Genomic DNA, 22,663 nt, shown 5'->3' with positions numbered 1-22,663 from the left:
TGAGTCCTACAAACTTGCCGACAACAGCGGCAACGATGTGGCCGATGAAAGTGGGACCGATTTCATCCTTATCGATGACCGGCCCGGCCAGGTACCACCCGGCACGCCCCTGATCTGCAACGGCTGCCGACCCTATGCACTACATGGCGTCGATGTGTTAACCGACGAGGCCGTTGGCGTTATGACATTTCTGGGCAGCTCCAGCTTTCACGGCTACAACACTTCACAGAATGCGTACCGCCGGGTCAGTGACCTGCTCTCGGTACGCATGCTCAATGAAGTTCCTCACGGGCAACGGCACACCATTGTCACCCGTGCGGTCGGTGGCGATACGCTGGAAGCCGCCAGTCGGGACCGGATGGCGACCGACATCTGGAGCACTACTGGCGTTAGCTCGGTCGTGGTTTGGGTGACCAATGATTTGTCATCGCGCTCGGCACAGGAGATTATCGAAAACTACCGCTCCGTGATCAGCGAGGCCCATAGCCGCGGTATCAACGTGTTCTGTCCCACCTGGATTCCAGGGGCCCAATCCAGCCCGGCCAACCTGAACGGAGAACGGGCCGAACTCAATGAGTGGATACTTAACAGTGGCGAATGCGACGGCGTGGTGGACTACAACGCTGCAGTGGAGGCGCCCGGCGGCCTGACCTTTCTACCGCAATACAATAGCGGCGACAGCATTCACAGCAACGATGCAGGGCATCAACTCTGGTCAGATATCACCCCGCTTGCCGACTGGATAGCCCTCCCGGCGCCCACCAGCGCCAACTAATGTTTGCAATGGCGTCCGCAGGGCGAGCGCCCTTCCAGAAAGCGCATTGGAGGAAGTGTCGCCAACTTTACAATCCCTTGCCGCACATCTTGTTATCATTGCCAACATTCAGGTGCTCTCGCAGCGCCTTTTGCGACAACCAAGAGATTTCACTATGCGACTGATCAAGATTCTGCTGCTGTCACTTCTGGCGGCCATTGCCATCGTCCTGTTTCTAGCCTCCCGGCCCTTGGAACCCGTTGGCCCTGAGCTGGCAGCCAATACACCGGTGAACGCCGCAGCGACCAACCTGCGCAGTGCGGTTGTGGTAGGTAGCAATTGGGATGGCACCGCGGAAGTGTTTGATCCAAAAACATTTGAGGTATTAGCGCGGTACAACTTAGTGCCGGATATTGACGAGCGCTTTGCAGAAATCAACGACAGCCTTTATCGCCGTATTGCGGCGCGTTTTATCCGCACCGTGATTGGCGAGGGCCATGACCAGCTGGTTGACGATCTCTTCCCCTCTAAAGACGGTCGCTATCTGTATGTATCTCGCCCCAGCTTTGCCGATGCTATCGCCCTGGATGTTCTAACCGGCAAAATCGCCTGGCGCACCAAGGTAAAAGGCGTTCGCTCAGACCACGCCGCGCTATCGCCAGACGGCAAAATCTTTCTGATCTCTGCCTCTACGGGCGGCGTGGTACACGCGATTGATACCGCCACCGGCAAGATCGTAGACAACTTTTATCCGGGCGATCAGCCCCACGAAAGCAACTACTCCAAAGATGGCCAACGCATCTACCACGCGTCTATAGGCCGCGTGTTTGTACCCACCACATCCGATTGGTTGGACTGGCTGAAAGGCGAGCGCCGCTTTGTGATTGCCGACGCCAACACCTACGAAGTACTCAAGACCGTGGATATGCGCACAAAGCTTGAAGAGTACGGTATGGACTGGGTGGATTCAGCGGTGCGCCCGATGGCGGTGATGCCGGACGAAAGCTACGCTTATCTGCAGATTTCGTTTTTCCACGGTTTCTTTGAATATAACCTGAAGGAACACCGCATTACCCGCCATGTCGATCTGCCGGTGCCTCCGCAGATTGCGGCGCTGCCACTGCGTAAGTATCAGCTCAATTCCGCACACCACGGGCTGGCGCTGAACCATGCTGGCACCAAGCTCTGTGTAGCAGCAACCATGTCAGGCTATGCGGCTATTGTTGACCGCAAAAGTTTCGACTACACCATTGTCACCCTGTCTGAAGAGCCGCTGGGTTCCAAGCCTTACTGGTCCACCGAAAGTGAGGACGGCAAGCATTGCTATGTATCGAGCAGCGAGCAGGATCGCGTCGTCGTTATCGATTTTGAAACCGCTGAACAGGTGGCCAGCGTACCGGTGGGCAATCACCCGCAGCGTATTCGCACAGGCAAGTTGCTGTTACCCAAGTAATCCTTTTCTCACCCCCTGCCCAAAGCAATTGCTCGGCAGGTCTACCCCATCGCGAGACCCGGCCGCGGTCTCGCCGATATTTTATCTTTCCGTAACCTTAGCCTACTGCAACGCCCACGCTAGTGGCATAGCATGCCCTTTTGGGAGATAGCTCGGCATCGCGCCAGCATTCAACGCACGCATACCACACAAATAATACGCGGAGAGTTCATGGAACTGGTCATGATTTTTGACATGCGGGCCCCGGCTTTCGGCGCGCCCAGTGAAGCCCTGTATTCAGCCGCGCTGGACATGGCCGAATGGGCAGATGATGCTGGCTTTGATGTTATTGGGCTCGGGGAACATCACCGTTCTGAAGATGGCTATAACCCCTCACCCTTAACGTTGGCATCGGCTATGGCCGCCCGCACACAGCAGATTCGGCTGCGTACAGCGGTGCTGCTGGCGTCCTGCTACGACCCCATCCGTCTGGCAGAAGATCTTGCGGTGCTGCAGATACTGAGTCAGGGGCGTGTGGAACTGGGGCTTGGCTTTGGCTACCGCCCCGCAGAGTTCGCGATGTTTGGCCGCGAGCTGAAAGATCGCTTTGATTTTACGATAGAAACGGCCAACACTCTTAAACAGGCCTGGACCGGACAGCCGTTCCAGTATCGCGGGCGTCCCTGTCAGGTGCTGCCGGTACCCGGCACTCCCATTCCCATTCTGCTAGGCGGTGCAGCGCCTAAAGTAGCCCGTGCCGCGGCCGCGATGGCCGACGGCTTTCTTGTTCCGCTCTTTAGCGAAAAAGTCTGGCGACCTTACCGGAAGGAGTGCTTGAATCTGGGTAAAGCCGATCCGGGCGCCTATCCCAAACAGGGACCAACCCTGTTATGGGTATCGGAAGACCCGGATGCCGAGTGGGAATGGCTCGCGCCGCATATCCTGCATGTGCTTGATTCCTACAGCCAATGGACGGCTGAAGCCTACGGCAAACCCATGGGCCCCTACGCTGGCGGTATGACAGCGGAAACCGTGCGCAACAGTGGCGCCTATCAAGTGCTGACGCCGGAAGACGCCATCACGCTGGTTAACACACTGGGAGATCACAGCTCGCTCTATCTAACACCTTTATTTGGCGGCGCCCCGCCCGAGAAAGGCTGGAAGATGCTGGAGCTTTTTAAGCAACTGGTATTACCGCACGTACCGCGCACCTGCATTCCCCGCTGGGGACACGCCCTTCAAGCAATCACAGATTGACTGGGTACCACACCTGCTAACTTCGGCTTGTCGCTTAACCGCGCTAAACACAAAGCAGTCCCTGCACCCAGGATCACTACAGAATAGTTGGCAGATTGGGCCTATACATGAGAATGTAAGGCTATCGGTATTACGGGCACCAATCACCTAGCAGTGATTACGCGAACAGCCCCCCTTTGTTCTTCGAATACAGGTGGCGTCCCATGGTTAATAGAAAGCGCAACCGCGACGATCTGGTCATACGCAAAGCTCAGGAAGACGACCTTCCGGTACTGGTGGGCTTTCTCGCCAAACTGGCTCTCCACGTGGCCGGCGCTGCGCCCAAAAAACTCAAAAAGAAAGAACGAACGCGCTTAATGGAATTTCTCGCGGCAGCGCTCGTCGACAATGACAAACTGGTGGTGGTGGCCGAGCTGCCAGACACCGGCCTTGTAGGCATGGCCTATATTTATGTCTGGCGCAGCCAGGGCATCTGGGAACAGGCAGCCGATCACGAATTCAAGTCTGGCGTCATCGATGATATCTGGGTTGAACCGGAATTCCGCAAGCTGGGCATTTTCAGCTCAATGCTAAAGACGCTGATCGCATTCGCCGAGAAGCGAGATGTACCGGAACTTATTCTCGAGTACGCTATTTCAAACAAAGAGGCCGACGCCACGTGGAAGCGGCTGGGTTTTGAAGTGACCGGCGTTCGCGCAGCGGCCTTTACAAACCAGGTTAAAGCGAAGCTGACAACGGGTGCATAGAAAACGCTTACATACATTTCCAGCAGGAGGTGCTCAGTGTTAGGGGATCGCAGTGTCACCGTGTTTTATGACGACGTCATGCTCGGTCATAACCCGCAAGTCGATCTGCCCTTTCTGCCCAGTCGGGTAGAAAAGCGCGTCAGAAATATTCTTAAAGAATTGGACTTTAAATGGAGCTACCCGGAACACCCGGGGCGCTTGAGCGCCATCAAGGAGCTGCTCGACGCAGAGCCCATACCCGGCCTGCAATTCAACAGTGGCCCCCATGCCAGTTATGATCAGCTGGGGCGTGTTCACACCACCGCCTACCTCGATCACATTTTTTCACTGGAAGGAAAACCGGCCTGGCTCGACCGCGATACCACCGCAGTATCAGAACATTCCATCAAGGCAGCTACATCAGCAGCGGGCAATGCCATCGCTGCGGTTGAATGCGTGGTAAAGGGCGAATCTCAAAGTGCCTTTGCGCTGGTACGCCCACCGGGCCACCACGCCGAGCCGGTGAGGGCGCGCGGCTTCTGCCTATTCAATAATGTGGCGGTGGCTGCGGCGCACGCGCAGGCAAAACTGGGTTGCGAGCGCATTCTTATCGTCGACTGGGACGCGCACCACGGCAATGGCACCCAGGATATTTTCTGGGCCGACCCCGACGTACTGTTTTTCGATATTCATTGCGCGGCGCCATTCTATCCCGGCTCTGGCGATCTTGACGAAGTGGGGGGCGGACTTGGCGAGGGTTACACCATCAACGTGCCGATCCCGGAAGACACAGGCGACATCGCTTTTGAAAAGGCCTTCCGCGACATATTGATTCCCGCTGCCGATTATTTTGAGCCAGACCTCGTACTGATTTCTGCGGGGTTTGATCCCCACCGCAATGATATGGCCCTGAACCTTACCTATGATGGCTTTGCGATGCTTACCAGCATTGTTCAGGGTATCGCCGACAAGCACTGCGACGGCAAGCTGGCGCTGGTGCTGGAAGGCGGTTACGACCTGAAATCCCTCTCGCGCGGGGTGCACACGGTACTGCAGGTTCTGGCGGGTGGCGAACCTCCGGAGGAACTTGTTGAGCGCGGTGTCGGTGAAGTTGAAGCCGCCGCAGCGTTTCACCTCGACGCGTTTAAAGACGACTGACATCGGCATGACAAATGGCGCCGGCGCTAATTACCCAACAACTACCAAACGGAAATTAGCCATGTGATCTACTATGCTGTACGGTGACCAATGTTAATTTACAAAAAACGCCGCTGTTGTCGACGCCGCAGTCTCGCCACTAGCTCACGACTGATACCTATAAAGGCCGGCTTGTAACAAACGCTATCTTTACCGGCTTTGTCCTGCGCTGACGCTCTCGCTTCTGCTCCGCTGACGGCACTCACGTCCCTATCTGCCACCGCCTGGAGAAATTTATGCAAAAAGATCCCAATAAGGGTTACATAGCACTTCTCGGCTGGGCTCCCAACGCCGTGGAAGCCGCCGCAACATTCGATCGCAGGTATGTTGTAGTTGCCCCCGAGTGGGCGCAGGAGTATTGCGAAAATAACGATATTCCCTACCTGCCCTGGAATTTCGAACGACTGAACGATCGCTCGATGGAGATCGCACAAACACTGAAAGAAATGGGTGTTGATGTTGCAATCCCCTTGTTCGAGGAAACCGTCGAATGGGCCGGAGCAATCAACTCTGTGTTACTCGACAATCCACGCTTGCTCGGTCAGGCCATGCTGATGCGCGATAAATCGCTGATGAAACGACGCGCGCAGCTTGGCGGCATACGCGTTGGTATTTTTGAAGAAGCTCACGACCGTGAAGACGTAACCCGTTTCCTCAAACGTGTAAACCAAACGCTGCTCAAGCTCGACGGCGATCTCAACGACCCCATTCATTTCAAAGCCTTTGACAAGGCTGGCTGCCTTGGCCACCGGGTGATTCGCACGCCTGATGATGTTGATGGCATTCCCGACGAAGAGTTTCCCGCGTTGATGGAATCACATCTCGATGGTTGGGAGTTCGCGGTTGAAGCCTGGATTCACAACGGCAAGATCTGCTTCCTGAATATTTCGGAATACGTCACGCTGGGTTACTCGGTGCACGTTCCCGCGTCACCGGAACTGGAGAAATACCGGCCGCAAATTACCGAACAGATCAATAAGTTGATTAAAACCTTCGATATCGAATTTGGCATGATCCACCCCGAATACTTCGTCACCAGCGACAGTGAAATGTATTTTGGCGAAGTGGCTTACCGACCACCCGACTTCAAAGTGTTCGAACTGCTGGAGCGAGTCTATCCCGGCTTTAACGCATACCATGCCAGCTTTATGGTGTTTGACCCGAAAACCACCGAAGAAGAAGTGAAAGCCTACTTCCCGAAAGAAGTGGAAGATGCCACCGGTTATGCCGGCTGCTTCGGTGTCTACCCGCGCCTTCGCGTTGTCAGCCAGCTGGAGATTCCGCAGGAGACCGAAGACCACCCCTATTTCGAGTCGCATGAACTCACCCAGCCATTGGAAGAAATAGTGACCAAACGCACCGCTTTTGGTACGCACTGGGGCCTGGTCTACTTTGTGGGTGACAATGCCGCCGAAATGCATAGATTGCTCAAGCGGCAGGAAGACCTCGACTACTATGTATAATGCCTGGATAAGGGCATGAATACCTGAGTAGTTAAGGAGTGTGTGTGGTAGAGCCTGACAACAGCAACGACAAGCTGGCACTGCTATTGACCCGACTTGAGGCAGCCGTTACCGCCTTGGCGCAGGCCCCGGCTTTTGCCAAGCCCGGCAAGTTGCCCAGGGTGCTTGATACGGCCCGCCGGGTCATCTGTGTCGAGGGCGGCTGTGCAGCGCTACAGGCTCGATCGCAGGACATCGAGAGTGCCGGCCTGTTTCATGGCAGTGATTGGGCCGAACCACAGATACTTCTGCCCGCGCTGACCGCCACCACCCTGCGCACGCCCAATGCCGATACCCTGGTTATTGAAATTCTCAGCCAGCTGCGGCTGCTGGCGGTGGCGCTCGGCGAATATCAACACCCACATATGTCTGCTGAGCAGGCGCATCATTTCCTTACACAAGTGCTGGCGGTCAATCTCTCGCTGCTGTTCACCGCCCCCGGTGAAGCCGAGCGCGAACAGATGGGGCGGCTGGCTGAATTGCCACACCGCCTGCTGGAACACCTGGCAACCAGCATTGGCTACGAACACATCATCGATAAGCTGATCGAGGAAATCTGGCGCATTCTGCAGCAACGACCGATTCAGGTTGACGCCGTCAAACACATGATCACCCAGATTGCGATCTGCCAGGCCAACCCCGAGATAGATCTTGGCAGCAGTGGCCAGGGCGCAGACCGGCTGGTGAGCAGCCTGTTCGGCCCAACCCAGGCCTGTCGCGAAGACCCCGGTGTCGAGGAGTATCAGCAAAAACTCGATTACATGGATACCAGCGCACTGCAGAGCGAAGCCACCGGTATGGCGCGGGCCATGCACGACACCGGGCTGGTATCGCCCTATCACGGCGTGCTGGTACGCCATCTGCTGGAAAATGACGAGCAGTTGCTGGTAGAAGCACTGGGCCTATCCAGCACCGGCCGCGATTGCCTGCTGTGCTATCGCTCCCTGGTGCACGAACTGATCCGCGCCAGCGTGTTTCCGGCTACCTGTCAGGGCATTTACGGCCTATCGCTGTTGCTTGAACGTGGGATTCTCTATCAGCCGGCCGTCTCGCCGGCCATGTGGCGGCAACTCGGGCTACCGCTGGCACCGGTTGCGCGCGAGCGGCTGCGGCTGGCCTTCGGCGATAGCGTCAGCGCTGAGGCCTACCTGCTGGAAGGCGTTATGTGCATGCTGGGCTTGCCGCTGGGCGTTGGCCAGGGCAACAACCCGACCTGCCAGTCGGCCCGCGCATTGTCGATGTGGGCCTACAACGATCCGGACTATTTATTGCAGATGGTGGCCTGGGCGGCGCGCGATGACGAAATCATCATGCACTTTGAAGGGCAACCGATTTCCTCGCGCGAAAGCCAGAGTGGGGTCGCCAGCCTGCTGCCGATTGATCTAGACCCGGTGTCGTTGCTGGTTGTACCGCACCTGGATCGCATCTACGCGGAAATGGGCCGTCGCTGCATTGGTCGCGAGGGCGACCCCCACCGCTGGGTCAACCCGGAATTTCACGGTTGGTGGTCTGGCCGAGGGTTTCGCATCAATGTCGACGTGAACACCGGCGCCCTGATTGATCTGGACGAGTTTATCCGCCACTTCTATGCCACCTGTCACCCCTACTACAACGGCAACCAGCCGCTTATTCATCCGCAGCCCGCCGGCATTGCGGTCACCGACAGCGCCGCCCGATTCATCGGCTGGCACGCCATTACCATCTTACGCGTTGCGCTTGATCCGCAAGATTGCATGCGTGTGTATTTCTATAACCCGAACAACGACAGCGGGCAAAACTGGGGGGATGGCGTCACCGTCAGCACCGCCGGAAATGGGGAACGCTTTGGCGAAGCCTCACTGCCGTTCGAGCAGTTCCTGTCGCGCCTGTATATCTATCACTACGACCCCTTAGAACGCGACGAGCTGGCCGACGTCAGCCGCGAAGAGATTGACCAGGTGATGGATCATATACGCCGCAGCTGGGGCGCCAGTCGCTTGCCAGCCGAGGAATTGCACGCCGGCGCGAGCTAGCGCAGGCGTTTTTGGGGCCACCCAGAAGGCAACCAGCTGAACAGACCGGTGACTAGAAGGGAATATCGTCGTCAGCAGGGTCAAACGGCGAGTCAAAGGGGTTTTCTTCAACCGGCGGCGGATAGTTCCCGCTGTCGCCAGCACCGGTATCAGCCTGAATCTTCCAGCCAACCAGGTTATTAAAATAGCGGCCGTTGTACTCACGCCCTCGAATATCAAATGTCACGGTGACGCTCTGCCCCGCGTTGAGGCCGTCCAACAGACTGATCTTGTCTTTCAAAAACTCCAAGCTGATATCCTGCGGGTAATTGCCATCTTCTACGGTGACAACCATTTCGCGCTTTGTGAAACCGCTGCTGAACGTTTGGGTTTCCTGTATCAGCTTGATTTTGCCCGTTAATTCGTAAGACATACTTCTCCCTTAGCCGTAAAAATAGTGGTTCTTTGATGCAAATAGTCGAGTCACCCAACGGATCTGGCCGGCCAATCTGCTCCGTTAGCCGCCCGCTCCAACAATCGAGGTAGCATCGCTCAACAGACATGATTTGCGGCACAGTATACTGAATTTCTACCCTCTAACTCGACGCATCGGGGAAATCCCGGTCTCGGCCGCATAAAACACGCTGAAATTCAGTACACTACTGCCCACATCGCACCACCGCACAAACCACACAGGCTAGTTTTGAGGATACTGATGTTCAAAGTAATAGGCGCACTGATCGGCTTTTGGGTGTTCGGATTTCTGGGCGCCCTGCTGGGGTTCTTTATAGGCAGCGCCTACGACAGAGTTCGCATGCTCGGCCTGGGCGGGGCAAACCCGCTGACGCGCAATCACCGCCAGCAGGTATTTCTGCAGACCATTTTCACACTTAAGGGCAAACTCGCCAAAGCAGATGGCCATATTTCGCAAGCAGAAATAGACCACACTGAAGCATTTATGCGCCAGCTGAAAATGTCAGCTGAGCAGCGGCAACAGGCTATTGAGTGGTTTAAACAAGGCTCCGGGCCTGACTACGACGTATCCACAGTGATTCAGGAGTTCAGGCGCACCTGTGGTCACACAGCCAACTTGCCGGAGGTATTGCTGGTCTTCCTGGTGGTGATTGCGCTGGCTGACGGCGACTTTGATGCGGCAGAAGAAGCACTGCTGGCTGATATAGCTCGGCAGCTGGGCTTTAGTGATACGCAGTTCCGGCAGATACTTGAGCGCACACTGAACCAAACCCACTTTGCCCCCGGTCAGACTAGCCAGAATCAGCTGGCTGACGCCTACAAGGCATTGGGTGTCGACGAAAGCTGCAGTGATCAGGAGTTAAAGCGGGCTTACCGCAAACTGATGAGCCAATACCACCCAGACAAACTGATGGGCCAGGGTGTGCCCGATGACATGATCGAACTCGGCAAGCAGCAAACTCAGGAAATACAGGCTGCGTATGAGTTGATCAAGCGCTCGCGAACAGCGTGATTACGGCGGCGCAGTTGGCCGCACCACACAACAGGCCCCGCTCAGGCACGCAGTAACACGACTGAACCCTCGGCTTCACCAATAAACATCGTTTGGATCAAAGCGGCAATCTGGAATATTCTCCTGCCGCTTGTTTCGCACCTCGCGGATTTCCCGCTGCGCGCGGACACGCCAAAACGGATGCCCGTCGGCATCAACCTCAAAACGTCGCGCTATCAACTCATTGGCTATGGCCGACCGGGCAGCAACCGCCAGCGCACGAGTTTGGTATGGCCCCTGCACCTTCGCCCGCAACCCAGCGCCCGATGCACGGGCAGACAATGCCACCAAGCTGTAACTTGAATCATCATTGCGCAACACAAACATCTCAATGCGAAATGCATGGCTATTGCGGAGCATCAACGCTTCTTCGCTAGCAGAAAATGCCAGGTAACCGAGATGCACAACCGTTCTCCCTGACCATAACAAACAATAATTTACTAATGGTGGCGCAGCGCTTAGCCCGCGACCATTGCCCCGACGCCAGTCTGCAACTGATCCACAGCGCCCCGCTATTCGTACGATACCCTAAAGGGAAACCTAAGGAAGACACCGCCATGAGAAAATTCATTTTGGAAAGCTACGAGCTGGTGATGGATAGCCGAAAAAACCCTCTTCACCACTTGGACTTAGCTTCGCAACATCAGGTTATGCAAGCACTTGCCTGGATGTGGAGCATGGTATTTTCACTATCCTTTCTATCAATATTCTATTTCCATTACGTGTGGGCAGCCCACCTGCTGATTCTCGGCGGCATCTTCTTCACCGTTGGCGTATTCCGACATGCCGCAAAACAGGAACACGAGCAATTCACAGCACCTGCAGCCGCAGTGCCCAGCCACGACGACCCGCACACAAACTACAGCCACGCCTCTGCCTGCACCTGGCGACTTGATAGCGAAGCGTAACCTCAGCACCGGGGCCAACGGCCCCGTCACTGATCACCCCGCCCTGCAAAACCAGCCACGTGAACTATACTGAAAGCTTGTTATCACTGAATTGCTGTTGAGGTGTTTCCAATGCTTGATGAATTCAAGAAGTTCATTATGAAGGGCAATATGATCGATATGGCCGTCGGTATTATCATTGGTGCGGCCTTTGGCACCGTGGTGAAATCATTGGTCGCCGATGTCATCATGCCGCCGATCGGGATGCTGATGGGCGGTATCGATTTTTCAAACCTGTTTGTCGCCCTTGACGGGGAAACCTACGCCTCGCTCTCGGCAGCCCAGGCTGCGGGTGCCGCCACGATTAATTACGGCGTATTTATAAACAACTGCATAACACTTCTGATTGTTGGCTTTGCGGTATTTTTGCTGGTTAAGGCCATTAACAAGATGAAGGAGAAGGAAGAGTCAGCCCCCAAAGAGCCACCAAAAACGCCTGAGGAAATTATACTGCTTCGGGAAATACGCGATGCGATGACCAAGTAGTATTACACCAACTACTCACGTAGAGCACCACCTCAACCTGCTCTCGCTGCGCCGCCATCGCGACCCCACATGCCTATCCAATCCGGAACATCGCCGGCAAACAGGGGCTTACTGATATAGTAACCTTGCCCCGTCTGACACCCGGAATCGCGCACGTATGACCAATCCCGTTCGGTTTCAATTCCTTCGGCTACGGTGTTCATACCCAGGTATCGACTCAAATCCAGGCTGGCGGTAAAGATCGATGCTTTGGTACTGTCGTCGCTTGCAGAAGTAACAAAGCCGCGATCAATCTTAAGCTGATCAAATGCGATATCCCGCACCTTTTCCATGGACGAGTAGCCAGTACCGAAATCATCAATCGACACGTGAAACCCTTTCAGACGGAGCCTGGTCAGCGAATCAATGGCGACACAGGTTTCGTCGACTATCGCGCTTTCGGTAACTTCGAGCGTTATCCTACTTGGCTTAATACCATAGCGTGCGGCAACGCGACTCACTTTGTCGGGCAATTTCGGGTCTGCCAAATTCAACATCGACAGATTCACCGCAACGCTGTGATTCCAACCCCAGGCTGTCCAGCGATTCAGATCACGCAGCGCATTTTCGAGAACAAGATCAGTTAAACCACTAATCAACCCGCTCTCTTCGGCAGCGGGTATAAACTGATCGGGCCCTACAATACCCTTATCAGCATGATTCCAGCGTACCAGTGCTTCAAAACCGGTAACACTGCCAGTCAGCATATCAACCTTCGGTTGATAGGCATTGAGCAATTCCCCGTCGCGCATGGCAATGGACAATTCACCCGAACTAAACTGGGTTCGGGTCGGTCGCGTGCTGCTACCATCTTCAGGCTTCCAGGCACTGACCAGCTGCAGGAGTTTTTCGGCGACGACCGGTTTACTCAGCCAACCCAGAACCCTAATATTATGCCTGGCGACTATCGCGGTAGAGGTTTCCAGCAACCGCTGGTCAACACCGCTTATCAGGATGACACTACCCTGAAAATTCCTATCCTGTAACGCTGATACCAGTTGAATACCATCCATCTCAGGCATATTTAAATCGAGGATCACAATATCCGGCGCATCAGCACCACTATCAATCGCGTCAAGTGCGTCTGTCGCCCGCGCATGAAAACTCGCATCATCATAAGATTTTAGAATTGCACGGATGTAAGAAAGAATGAACTGGTCATCGTCGAGAACCAGTATCTTAGGGTTGGTACTATGCATAGCTTTCTCCAAACTGTTCTGCTATCGGCTGACGATTATGCTCGTTAACGAAAGCGATGGTCTTTTCAAACTCCGACTCAAGACTACTAATAAGTCCTTTATTACTTTCACAGAAGTCGCCGTACAACTCTTCAATATCAAGGCACGCTCGATGCATCGCCATCGCCCCGATGGTAGCGCAGGAAGACTTAAGCTTATGCGCCATCATCTTCACCTGGCCCGGACTATCAGAACCAACTGCTTCATTAATCTCACCGACGATATCTTTAGCATTACTCACAAACTCGGTGAGAAACTCCCGTATTGATATTTCATCGAGGGGCATAAGCGAACGAAAAACATCAAGATCTATAGCTGCACCATCGTTACTTTTATCTAGCGCTACATTTACTTTTCTGTCCGACAATTTATCGCTCTTGGATTCAATATTTTTTTGCAATGCACTGCTAAGCTCGTCAATACTTATTGGCTTGGTCAGATACGTATTAATACCTGCACTTTTCGCCTTCTCGATATCCACAGCTGTCACATTGGCAGACAGTGCAATAATCGGCGTAACTGTTCCATCTGATTCCTGGTTTCGTATCGCCTTTGCCAAATCATAGCCGTCCATCTCAGGCATATGTAGATCTGTAATAACAAGGTCATATTGATTGTGCTGCCAGTAACTAAACGCGATATTGCCATTGCGCGCAAAATCTGCCTCATAACCTATGATAGAAAGCAATTTGTCGATCACCTTAATGTTCATTTCATTATCTTCGGCAACGAGCAATTTCCCGCGCTGTGGGCTCCGACAAACTTCGGACTTTTCGTCAACAGCAGATGTTCCAGGCCCATTAAAATAGTCGCTAAACTGGTAGCATGGACCGCCGACGTCATGAAGCAGAGTGGTAATACTACGCGCCAGGTTTTGGGGGCTAATAACAACGCTACCAAAGTTAGTTCGGTGCCGAGATTGTCTTGTGATATCGATCACTGAACATGCATCGCCCAATGCAATAACGCCTTTCGCACCGCGCTCTATCTCACCCAAAAGGTCCGCAACACCACGACTCAACTCACTAACGCAGCCAATCAGTAGAAAGCTCTCTGAAAGAGAGCCACTAAAAAGCTGCAGATCGTCAACATTTTCAATAGCCACTGCCCTGAGATTTGAGTAAAGCGCAAGGTCCTGTGACAACTGGCCGCGGAGCTCCCTAGACAGACCAATCATAAGCAGATCACTTCGCGGCTCTTCCACGTGCTGTATTGGATCGAAGGTAGGTGAAGAGAGAGGAATAAGAACAGTAAAGCAGGTTCCCCTACCCACTTCAGAAGACACGGTTATCTCGCCATTCATCAATGAAACAATTTCGCTACAAATCGACAATCCCAAACCGGTACCACCATAGAGCCTCGTAGTTGATTCGTCGGCTTGCGCAAACGGCCTGAACAGCTGAGGAAGAACACTCTCCGAAATACCAATGCCATTGTCAGAAATCTTCATAACCAGATTATTGTCTTGGCGGAATGCAACAAAATCGACAACCCCTGGACGCGATTTGTCAGTGTACTTAATCGCATTGCCTACCAGATTAATAATCACCTGGCGTAGTCGATAAGGGTCACCAAGCATCGTCCTGGGTAGACTGGGAGACGTGTAAAAGTTGAGCGTTACATCATGTTTTGACGCCATGCCATTAAGCAGGTTAAAACATAGCTCCGCACCGCGCGTTACCGAGAAATGTTTTTTCTCCAAGGAAAGCTCACCAGCCTCGATCTTGGAAAAATCAAGTATTTCGTCGATAACATCGAGTAAGGTTCCTGCAGATTCACGCGCCAACGTGATTGAACGCATATCGTCCCAGGACATCTTGCTATGGCTAAGCGCCTCAAGCATGCCAATAACGCCATTCATGGGTGTCCTTATTTCATGGCTCATTCTCGCCAGGAAACTGGATTTAGCGGCACTAGCACGCTCCGCTTCTTCCTTTGCTTTTTTCAGGTTTTCAGATCGGAGACGGTTTTCAGTAACGTCGAGACTGACACCCATAGCCCATGTAGGCTTGCCGCTGTCATCGTAGCTAACTGAACACTGAGATTCAAAGTACCGCATACCGGTCTCGGCATTATGGATCCCGTGCGACAATTCAAAGTGCGGCCTTTTATTCTCCATTGCACTAAGTAACATTTCGATCGCCGGCTTAGTGTCGTCTTTGTCAAAAAATGTATGAAATACCCGTCCCAGGGATAGCGTGTGCCCGCCGATCTCTTCAGCCGAAGTACCCAACATAGCGAGCAGTCTGTCGGTGAAAATAAAACAGTTTTTGGCTACATCAATCTCCCAGATACCAAGCTGGGCCATATCCACTGCAGTCTCTACCAATCCTTGCGTAGCCTTCAGTTCGGATTCAGCTATCTTCCGCGCCGCCAACTCTTCCTGGAGCTGTCGTGTGCGATCAAGCACCAGATTCTGACTTATTTTCGCGCGACTCCCGGAGGCAATATTGGACGCTGCCACTAGGATCGTGCAGATGACCGAGAGCAGAATGTAAAGATAGTTCGTTACACCAATCATGGAATGCCTGTGATTGGTCGTTGGCTGCGTTTGCACGACAATTTCACTGCCGTCAATTTCGAGCATTTCCGCCCACTTGATCTCCGACATATAGCTAGCTGAAGAGCCGTAGGTGTAGAGCTCAAGATCTGAATTAACCACTGACAACGTAATTTCCAGTGATGCTTTGTAGGCCTCGCGTTCGTAGTTTTTGAACAGTTCGTCAAAGCCTACAAAAGCCAAAAGAAATCCGGACAATCTAGAACCAGCGTCATCTTCTGACGCGACATACACCGGGTGGAACGCTATGGCGTATCTCTGATCAAGGTTTTGAAATGATATTGCCCCGAGCAATCTGTTACCCAGAGGCTCGAACAACGAACTCGCCCCGTAGGCTTGTCGATAGTAAGGCATGACATCGGTACCGTTCAGGAAAAGCAATTCCTCACCGGCATGGAGGTAATCGATCGGGAGGGTCATGTATCCTTCTCCACCTGAAGACAAAGGTGCCCAAGCAAAAGCCATCACCGCTTCATGTCGGGGCTCTCTACCGAAGAACTCCTGAAATTCCCGTTCGGTTATGGATTTCTGAATGGACATCAGTCGCTGCAGGTAGCCTACGGGCGCAATGGTCGATTCAATTTCACGAAATACTCGTTTGGAAAGAAAGCCCGAGTTCTCTTTCAACTCAGCAATCGCTGACTGTTCTTGATACTTGTTCAACGCAATGTGCCCGGCCGCCACGAACACCAGAACCATGGTTGCTGACGCAATCAGCATTGAAAACTCACGGGAGAATAATTTGATATTTGCCGATACTAGAAGTATCAGCGGGCAGATAACCGCAATACCCACTGCGTCACCACCCCACCAGGCAGCCCACTGGAAAAACAGAGCGTCGGAGGAAACATACCCACTGTGGACCAAGGCCGCCGTGCCCACCGTTGCTCCAATGACAGCAGAACATGCAGCCGCCAATAGCATGAACTGCCAGATAGAACGCTCGTTGCGGAAGGTACAGCCTGAAGCAATCATCCGTCTGGCAACTGTTGCAGATACATAGGCCTGCAGCGCTGAGCCCGTCGACGCGATCAGGCCAATGCGCAATGACGATTCTGAGAATTCAATGGCCAGATTAAATGCCAAAGAACCAAGATAGATGGACGTTAAGTAGCCGCGACCGAAAAGCAACAAGCTCGCCGTTGCCAATCCAGCTGCCGGCCAGACCGGGGATACATAACCTGGTGAGATCGCTAGCAACTTTCCCAGTTGAGCCAACACAAAGTAGCCCAACGCGATTCCCAACCATAGTGCGAACTTCTGTATCAGTGAGCGTTGCGAGACCCAGCTTGCGAGAAGACAGTTAAACGTCATTATTATTTCTGCACGTCGATAATTTCAACGACATTATAGGGATGGCACTAGCTTAAATAATTCGCGGAAACCGCAGTGGCTGGAAGTCTTTACCTGACACCCGTATGTACTAATCCCTACGGGGATAGGGCAGTACACGGATTAGAAGTACAGCTCGCGAACAAAACGGGGGATTGCCTACAACGGACAGGTGCCGGCAGCCAGATCAGAACTCAACCTTCTGGTTGCGTATCCAGCTTCGTCAGTGTGTCATTCAAGTTCGTGTAGGGCGCTTTTCTACTGACCCAGAAATGGGCTTCAGGTTTAAAACGTGCAGGTTCATCTAATGTTCCTGGGGTAAACACCAAGGTGCCGGGGAATGCGTCCACACGCTCTCCGATAGGTGTTCCACATACCGGGCAAAACAGGTGTTTTTTACAGTTACCCGAATCCCCCACACTTTCATACACAGCGATATCACCCGATACCGTGGTCTGATCTTCCAACACAATAAAGCCAGCACCCACGGTACCATAGAGCTTGCGGCAATCACCGCAATGGCAATAGTGCGGTGCTATCAGTTCCGACGAGGTTTCGTAGCGAAACTGGCCGCAGTGGCAACCACCGGTGATTTTATTGTCCATTATAGTTTCCCCATGAGCAGGCGTTATATAGCCGGCGGCGCAAAGGTTGGATTACGCCGCAACTTTAGATCCTCGAGCCGACTCGCTGCGGTGACCATCCAGGGATTATCTTGCGGAGGCAGAATATAAAAGGTCTTATTCCGAATCGCCGCCAACACCCGCTCAGCTAGCGCGCGTGGGTGTAATGAATTGGCCGTCGCATCGGTAATAGCTGCCATCGACATCGCGTGCATTTCAGTAGGGTTCTGATCCGCGAGTTCGTCAGGACGATTGCGAGCTGAGGTGGCAATACCGGTATTCACTAACTCAGGACACAAGCATGACACGCTGATTTGCGGTGCCATCATGGACAGCTCATGAAAAAGACATTCACTGAGCGCCAACGCCGCATGTTTTGTCATGTGGTAAATACCCGCAAAAGGCAAAGTACACATCGACGCCATGGAAGATGTATTAACAATATGACAGTCGTCACTCTGCTTGATCATCTGTGGGACAAAGTGGCGGATGCCGTGAATAATCCCCCACTGATTCACCCGCATAAGCCATTCAAAATCATCTTCGGTCTGCTCCCAAAGTTGGCCACCGGTATAAACACCCGCGTTATTACAGAGCACTTGTACACTGCCAAAGTGGTCAACACTCGCTTTACAGAGTGCTGCAACGGATTCGCCAGCGCCTACGTCGGTGACCACACCAATGGCCTCCACACCCAGAGCTGCAACCTCGGCAACGGCTTCGTCCAGCCGCTGCTGCTCGATATCAGCCAACACAACATTCATGCCCTGCTCGGCGAATATCTTCGCCAACTCCAGGCCAATGCCGCTAGCCGCCCCTGTTATAACAGCTGTTTTGCCGCTAAAATCTTCCATCATTCTATCTCCTGAGTTCGGCCACTAGCCTAACTGATAATCTGACAAGCTACTTTGTTTCTGTATTTCCTGATACTCGCGAAAATTTCCGGGAAACAGGAAGGGCGCATGACCGGCTGCATTGCGATAGTAGCTGTTGCACGTGCTAGCACCCCACGAGAAACGTTCAAAACGATCAGCCATCCACGCGTTGTACTGCTCAAAAACGTCACGCTTAACACTCATGGTTTTTTTGCCACTGCGTCGCATCTCGCCCAACAAGCGCACAATCGTCGCCACGTTTTGCTCTACTGACAAAAAGTAGGACACGTTCAAAACCACTCCATTGGGTCCAACGGCAAAGAAGTAATTGGGAAAGTCGGGTACTGCAATACCTTTATGAGAACGAGGATCATCGGCCATCACGTCTCCCAGCGACTGTCCGCTCTCGCCCACCACGTCGATGCGATCGAAATCCTGAATACGGTAACCCGTGCAGTAAATGATAATGTCGGCGGCTATAGTATCGCCGTCGGAAGTAACGATTCCTGTCGGCGTGACCTCCTGCAAACCTGCGGCTACCAAGGAGACATTGTCACGGTTCAATGCCGGATAGAAGTCATCCGAAACCAACCCCCGCTTGCAGCCATAGGGCGTATCGGGAATCAGCACATCGTGTAAAGCCGGATCATCAACACTTTTCCGGATAAAATTTTTCACCATGTTTTCAAACTGCGTCTGCCGGTTGTGCCCGACAGTCACAGCATACTCGACCTGTCCCATCAGCAAGCCCTGCCATTTGCGCAGCAGCGTTACCAGCAAAGGAAACCGGCGGAACAGGCTGCGCTGCAAAGTTGAGTAGGCCTTCTTCCGTCTGGGCATGATCCAGTTGGCCGAGCGCTGAAGCACTGTCAGGTGTCCGGCGACCTTCGCCACCTCCGGCACAATCTGAATCGCGCTGGCAGCCGAGCCAACCACCACCACACGCTTGCCACGAAGATTAACGTCATGATTCCAGCGTGTACCGTGCCAGCTCTCGCCTTCAAAGGAATCCATGCCGGGCACGTCGGGGTAGAGGGGCGTATGCTGATTTCCCATGGCGTTGATCACCACATCAAAGCGGTCGCTGTCACCCTTCTCGGTGGTGAGCAGCCAAGAGCCATCACGCTGATAGTGGGCGCTGGTAATGCGCGTGTTCAGCATTAAGTGCGTCTCTAGACCAAACTCCCGTGCACAGCGAGCCAGATACGCCTGTATTTCAGAAAAGCCGACAAAGCTTTCTGACCAATCCGGGTTAGGCGCATAAGAGAAGCTGTAGGAGTGTGCCCAGACATCACACGCCAGCCCCGGATAGCTGTGCAACCGCCAGGTACCACCCGGAGCGTCCAGGGCGTCAAAGATAGTGAAGTCAGAAAAACCCTTCTCCAACAGCTCCTTGCCGGCGGCGATTCCCGCTGGCCCCGCGCCTATAATAGCGATACGCATTGTCTGCTCAGACGACATAGTCATTAAACCTGATGAATTAAACGGGTGGACCTGAACTTCAACGTCCCAGCCAACGGTCATTGGGCTCACCGATTTATTAGTACTTATTGGCGAACCGACATTTCCTTGCCCTCGACCCAAAAAGGGTAACAGCTGTGTAAGAACTTTATCGCGCCCCCTCAGGCGCGGCAACACAGGACGGGTTAAGACTTGTTAACGAACACACTTGCCGCCTTTAAAGACCTTTTAGCCCTTTTCCTGCCTACAGCGCTCGCAAATGCCCGAATTCACTAGCATTCGGGACGAGCGCTGTTAAGATGTGGCCAAATTCTACTCCCCCGCCTCGCAGCATGCCGGCTGTTTGCCCGCTCGCCCCGCCAAAGGATAACCGCAGTGCACGACAACACCTTTTCATCATTACCACTCAAACCGGAACTGATCGAGAACCTGAACACCATGGGTTACACGGCGATGACACCGATTCAGGCCCAGAGTCTGCCCCCGGTGTTGTCTGACCGCGATGTGATTGCGAAGGCCAAAACCGGCTCCGGCAAAACGGCGGCCTTTGGCCTCGGGCTGCTAAACCGGCTCGACGTGAAGCGGTTCCGCGTGCAATCACTGGTGCTGTGCCCCACTCGGGAGCTTGCCGACCAGGTTGCGGTGGAGATTCGGCGGCTGGCGCGCGCTATTCACAACATCAAAGTGCTTACATTGTGTGGCGGCACCCCGTTTGGGCCACAGCTGGGGTCGCTCGAGCACGGGGCGCATATTATTGTCGGCACACCGGGGCGGGTAGAAGAACATCTGCGCAAAGGCACACTAAAAACCCAAGATATAGACTGCTTCGTACTTGATGAGGCAGATCGTATGCTAGACATGGGGTTTGAGGAGACGCTGAACAAAATCATTGCGACGCTACCAAAGCAACGCCAGAACCTGCTGTTCAGTGCCACCTACCCCGACGCCATTCAAAGTATGGCGCAGCGCGTACTAAGCAACCCCGTAATGATCACAGTGGATACCGATCACGACGAGGCCAGCATTCCTGAGCACTTCTACCGGGTGGAAAGTAACGATGAACGCCGCGCGGCGCTACGCCTTCTTCTGCTGGAGTTTCAACCCGAATCCGCCGTGGTGTTCTGCAATACGCGACAGGAAGTGAAAAGCATCAGCGATCAGCTCAAGGAATGGGGTTTCAGTGTACTGGCCCTGCATGGCGATCTGGAACAGCGCGAGCGCGATGAAATGCTGGTGCGCTTTGCCAACAAAAGTGCCACCGTTCTGGTTGCCACCGATGTGGCTGCGCGCGGACTGGATATCGATGCGGTGGCGGCAGTTATTAATTACCAGGTTGCCCATGACCCTGAGGTGCACGTGCACCGCGTTGGCCGTACTGGTCGGGCAGGCCAGAGCGGTCTGGCACTGACCCTGTTCAGCGCCCGCGAAGCACACAAGGTAGCGGCGTTAAAAATCGACGTCGATCCCATCGCCGATGCGCTGCCCCTGCCAAAACAATCTGTTTTGAAACAGGCGCCGCCAACACCTCCCATGGTGACTTTTCAGATCGACGGCGGTAAGAAACAGAAACTACGCCCCGGCGACATCCTCGGCGCACTGACCGGCGACGGCGGTATAGATGGCAAAGCGGTAGGTAAAATTCAGATTTTCGATACTCGCAGCTATCTGGCGGTAAGCCGAGACAACGCGTCGCGGGCTTTTAACAAGCTGTCGAACGGGAAGCTGAAAGGCCGGAACTTCCGGCTGCGCAAAATCAGCTAGTGGGCTGATCGTCGAAATTATTCCGCAGCATCGCCGTTGATACGTTCCAATCGCTCCTGCTCTTCCTCATAGGCAGCGGCGATTTCTCCCAGCACCGCGTTCACATCAGCGCTGTGCAGTTCTTGCTCAAACTGACCGGTTAACGGGCTTTCAGGGCTTAGATCACCGGCTTCGTAGAGCGCCCAAATTTCATTGGCAAAATCCGTTGCCAGTAATTCGGGCGCGAACTGGCCGTAGTAGCGGGTCATATTGTTCACGTCGCGCATGAAAAGAGTCGGCGCGTGATTGTTACCAGCGGCGTCCACCGCCTGTGGCAAATCAATGATCACCGGGCCGCTGCCATCCATCAGCACGTTAAACTCGGAAAGGTCACCGTGCACAAGCCCCGCACAAAGCATGCGGACCACATACCCCATCATCAAGCCGTGCCCCTCACGCGCAAGCTCCGGCGTCAAGGTGATGTCGTTTAGCCGTGGCGCCACATCGCCGTCTTCGTCGGTCACCAGCTCCATCAGCAGCACACCGTCAAAACAGCCATAGGGCTTGGGCACTCGAACCTCGGCGGCCGCCAGTCGGTAAAGTGCATTGACCTCCGCATTGTGCCAACTGTCTTCCAGCTCGCGACGACCGTAGCGGGAGCCCTTTTCCATGGCACGGGAACGGCGGCTGTTGCGATCCTTACGCCCCTCGCGGTATTCCACGGCCTGCTTGAAGCTGCGCTGGGCAACATCTTTGTACACTTTGGCGCAACGCAACTCTTCGCCACAGCGCACCACATAGACGGTGGCTTCTTTTCCGCTCAGCAGCTGCCGCTCGACCGTATCTATCAGGCCGTCTTCCAGTAGGGGTATCAATCGTTTGGGTATTTTCATGAGTGCTTTATACGCTAAATTCCGCCGAAACTCAGCCCCTGTTCACGCGGACCGGCTGCGTGCATAGGCATCCGCAGCACCATAGG

At 53.9% G+C, this 22,663-nt stretch carries 19 protein-coding genes; 11 read left to right on the top strand and 8 right to left on the bottom strand.

What is annotated here, in order from left to right:
• The 7 genes from ABYP39_RS01485 to ABYP39_RS01455 form a co-directional block, all read left to right on the top strand.
• The coding region (locus ABYP39_RS01485; protein WP_372780849.1) for a GDSL-type esterase/lipase family protein at nucleotides 1-775 on the top strand (775 nt) is incomplete at its 5' end.
• A 154-nt stretch (nucleotides 776-929) separates the two neighbouring features.
• Nucleotides 930-2,207, top strand: a complete 1,278-nt coding sequence (locus ABYP39_RS01480; protein ID WP_372780848.1) for a YncE family protein — start codon at nucleotides 930-932, stop codon at nucleotides 2,205-2,207.
• Nucleotides 2,208-2,417: 210 nt separating this feature from the next.
• Entirely contained in the window at nucleotides 2,418-3,443 is a 1,026-nt protein-coding gene (locus ABYP39_RS01475) for an LLM class flavin-dependent oxidoreductase (protein WP_372780847.1), read from the top strand.
• Nucleotides 3,444-3,646: 203 nt separating this feature from the next.
• Nucleotides 3,647-4,189: an N-acetyltransferase family protein gene (locus ABYP39_RS01470; protein ID WP_372780846.1), complete on the top strand. Its 543-nt coding sequence runs from the start codon at nucleotides 3,647-3,649 to the stop codon at nucleotides 4,187-4,189.
• 36 nt (nucleotides 4,190-4,225) lie between these two features.
• On the top strand, nucleotides 4,226-5,326 hold the full coding sequence (locus ABYP39_RS01465; protein WP_372748217.1) for a histone deacetylase: 1,101 nt from the start codon (nucleotides 4,226-4,228) through the stop codon (nucleotides 5,324-5,326).
• 275 nt (nucleotides 5,327-5,601) lie between these two features.
• Nucleotides 5,602-6,828: an acetyl-CoA carboxylase biotin carboxylase subunit family protein gene (locus tag ABYP39_RS01460; protein ID WP_372780845.1), complete on the top strand. Its 1,227-nt coding sequence runs from the start codon at nucleotides 5,602-5,604 to the stop codon at nucleotides 6,826-6,828.
• Between the two features lie 44 nt (nucleotides 6,829-6,872).
• Nucleotides 6,873-8,879: a hypothetical protein gene (locus ABYP39_RS01455; protein WP_372748219.1), complete on the top strand. Its 2,007-nt coding sequence runs from the start codon at nucleotides 6,873-6,875 to the stop codon at nucleotides 8,877-8,879.
• 52 nt (nucleotides 8,880-8,931) lie between these two features.
• Here ABYP39_RS01455 and ABYP39_RS01450 read toward each other — a convergent pair whose 3' ends face one another.
• Nucleotides 8,932-9,291, bottom strand: a complete 360-nt coding sequence (locus tag ABYP39_RS01450; RefSeq protein ID WP_372748220.1) for a DUF3127 domain-containing protein — start codon at nucleotides 9,289-9,291, stop codon at nucleotides 8,932-8,934.
• A gap of 282 nt (nucleotides 9,292-9,573) precedes the next feature.
• Between ABYP39_RS01450 and djlA the strand changes: the two genes are divergently transcribed.
• The gene (gene djlA, locus ABYP39_RS01445) at nucleotides 9,574-10,344 is read left to right on the top strand and encodes a co-chaperone DjlA (RefSeq protein ID WP_372748221.1); all 771 of its coding nucleotides are present in this window, start codon (nucleotides 9,574-9,576) and stop codon (nucleotides 10,342-10,344) included.
• Between the two features lie 75 nt (nucleotides 10,345-10,419).
• Here djlA and ABYP39_RS01440 read toward each other — a convergent pair whose 3' ends face one another.
• Nucleotides 10,420-10,788, bottom strand: coding sequence for a hypothetical protein (locus ABYP39_RS01440; RefSeq protein ID WP_372748222.1), 369 nt, complete (start codon nucleotides 10,786-10,788; stop codon nucleotides 10,420-10,422).
• Nucleotides 10,789-10,940: 152 nt separating this feature from the next.
• On the opposite strand from ABYP39_RS01440, the gene ABYP39_RS01435 reads away from it, so the two are divergent.
• On the top strand, nucleotides 10,941-11,291 hold the full coding sequence (locus ABYP39_RS01435; RefSeq protein WP_372748223.1) for a hypothetical protein: 351 nt from the start codon (nucleotides 10,941-10,943) through the stop codon (nucleotides 11,289-11,291).
• Nucleotides 11,292-11,402: 111 nt separating this feature from the next.
• The gene (gene mscL / locus ABYP39_RS01430) at nucleotides 11,403-11,816 is read left to right on the top strand and encodes a large conductance mechanosensitive channel protein MscL (RefSeq protein WP_372748224.1); all 414 of its coding nucleotides are present in this window, start codon (nucleotides 11,403-11,405) and stop codon (nucleotides 11,814-11,816) included.
• Nucleotides 11,817-11,848: 32 nt separating this feature from the next.
• Here the strand turns inward: mscL and ABYP39_RS01425 are convergent, their stop codons facing one another.
• From ABYP39_RS01425 to ABYP39_RS01405, 5 genes are all read right to left on the bottom strand, one after another.
• The gene (locus ABYP39_RS01425) at nucleotides 11,849-13,054 is read right to left on the bottom strand and encodes an EAL domain-containing protein (protein WP_372748225.1); all 1,206 of its coding nucleotides are present in this window, start codon (nucleotides 13,052-13,054) and stop codon (nucleotides 11,849-11,851) included.
• Nucleotides 13,047-16,967 carry an ATP-binding protein gene (locus ABYP39_RS01420; RefSeq protein WP_372780844.1) on the bottom strand — a complete coding sequence of 1,307 codons (3,921 nt, stop codon included), beginning with the start codon at nucleotides 16,965-16,967 and terminating at the stop codon, nucleotides 13,047-13,049. The genes ABYP39_RS01425 and ABYP39_RS01420 overlap by 8 nt, the downstream gene beginning before the upstream one ends.
• A gap of 212 nt (nucleotides 16,968-17,179) precedes the next feature.
• Nucleotides 17,180-17,590 (bottom strand): GFA family protein, encoded by a 411-nt coding sequence (locus ABYP39_RS01415; RefSeq protein ID WP_372780843.1) that lies wholly within the window; start codon nucleotides 17,588-17,590, stop codon nucleotides 17,180-17,182.
• Between the two features lie 23 nt (nucleotides 17,591-17,613).
• On the bottom strand, nucleotides 17,614-18,465 hold the full coding sequence (locus tag ABYP39_RS01410; RefSeq protein ID WP_372780842.1) for an SDR family NAD(P)-dependent oxidoreductase: 852 nt from the start codon (nucleotides 18,463-18,465) through the stop codon (nucleotides 17,614-17,616).
• A 21-nt stretch (nucleotides 18,466-18,486) separates the two neighbouring features.
• The gene (locus tag ABYP39_RS01405) at nucleotides 18,487-20,007 is read right to left on the bottom strand and encodes a flavin-containing monooxygenase (protein ID WP_372780841.1); all 1,521 of its coding nucleotides are present in this window, start codon (nucleotides 20,005-20,007) and stop codon (nucleotides 18,487-18,489) included.
• 312 nt (nucleotides 20,008-20,319) lie between these two features.
• Between ABYP39_RS01405 and dbpA the strand changes: the two genes are divergently transcribed.
• The gene (gene dbpA / locus ABYP39_RS01400; RefSeq protein WP_372749773.1) at nucleotides 20,320-21,705 is read left to right on the top strand and encodes an ATP-dependent RNA helicase DbpA; all 1,386 of its coding nucleotides are present in this window, start codon (nucleotides 20,320-20,322) and stop codon (nucleotides 21,703-21,705) included.
• Between the two features lie 17 nt (nucleotides 21,706-21,722).
• Here dbpA and ABYP39_RS01395 read toward each other — a convergent pair whose 3' ends face one another.
• The gene (locus tag ABYP39_RS01395; RefSeq protein ID WP_372763956.1) at nucleotides 21,723-22,577 is read right to left on the bottom strand and encodes a PA4780 family RIO1-like protein kinase; all 855 of its coding nucleotides are present in this window, start codon (nucleotides 22,575-22,577) and stop codon (nucleotides 21,723-21,725) included.
• Nucleotides 22,578-22,663 lie beyond the last annotated feature (86 nt).

Origin of the sequence: Litorivivens sp. (assembly GCF_041625495.1) — a bacterium.
Lineage (GTDB): Bacteria > Pseudomonadota > Gammaproteobacteria > Pseudomonadales > Spongiibacteraceae > Litorivivens.
The sequence above is the reverse complement of the archived record's forward strand: the minus strand, read 5'-3'. Positions and strand labels throughout refer to the sequence as shown.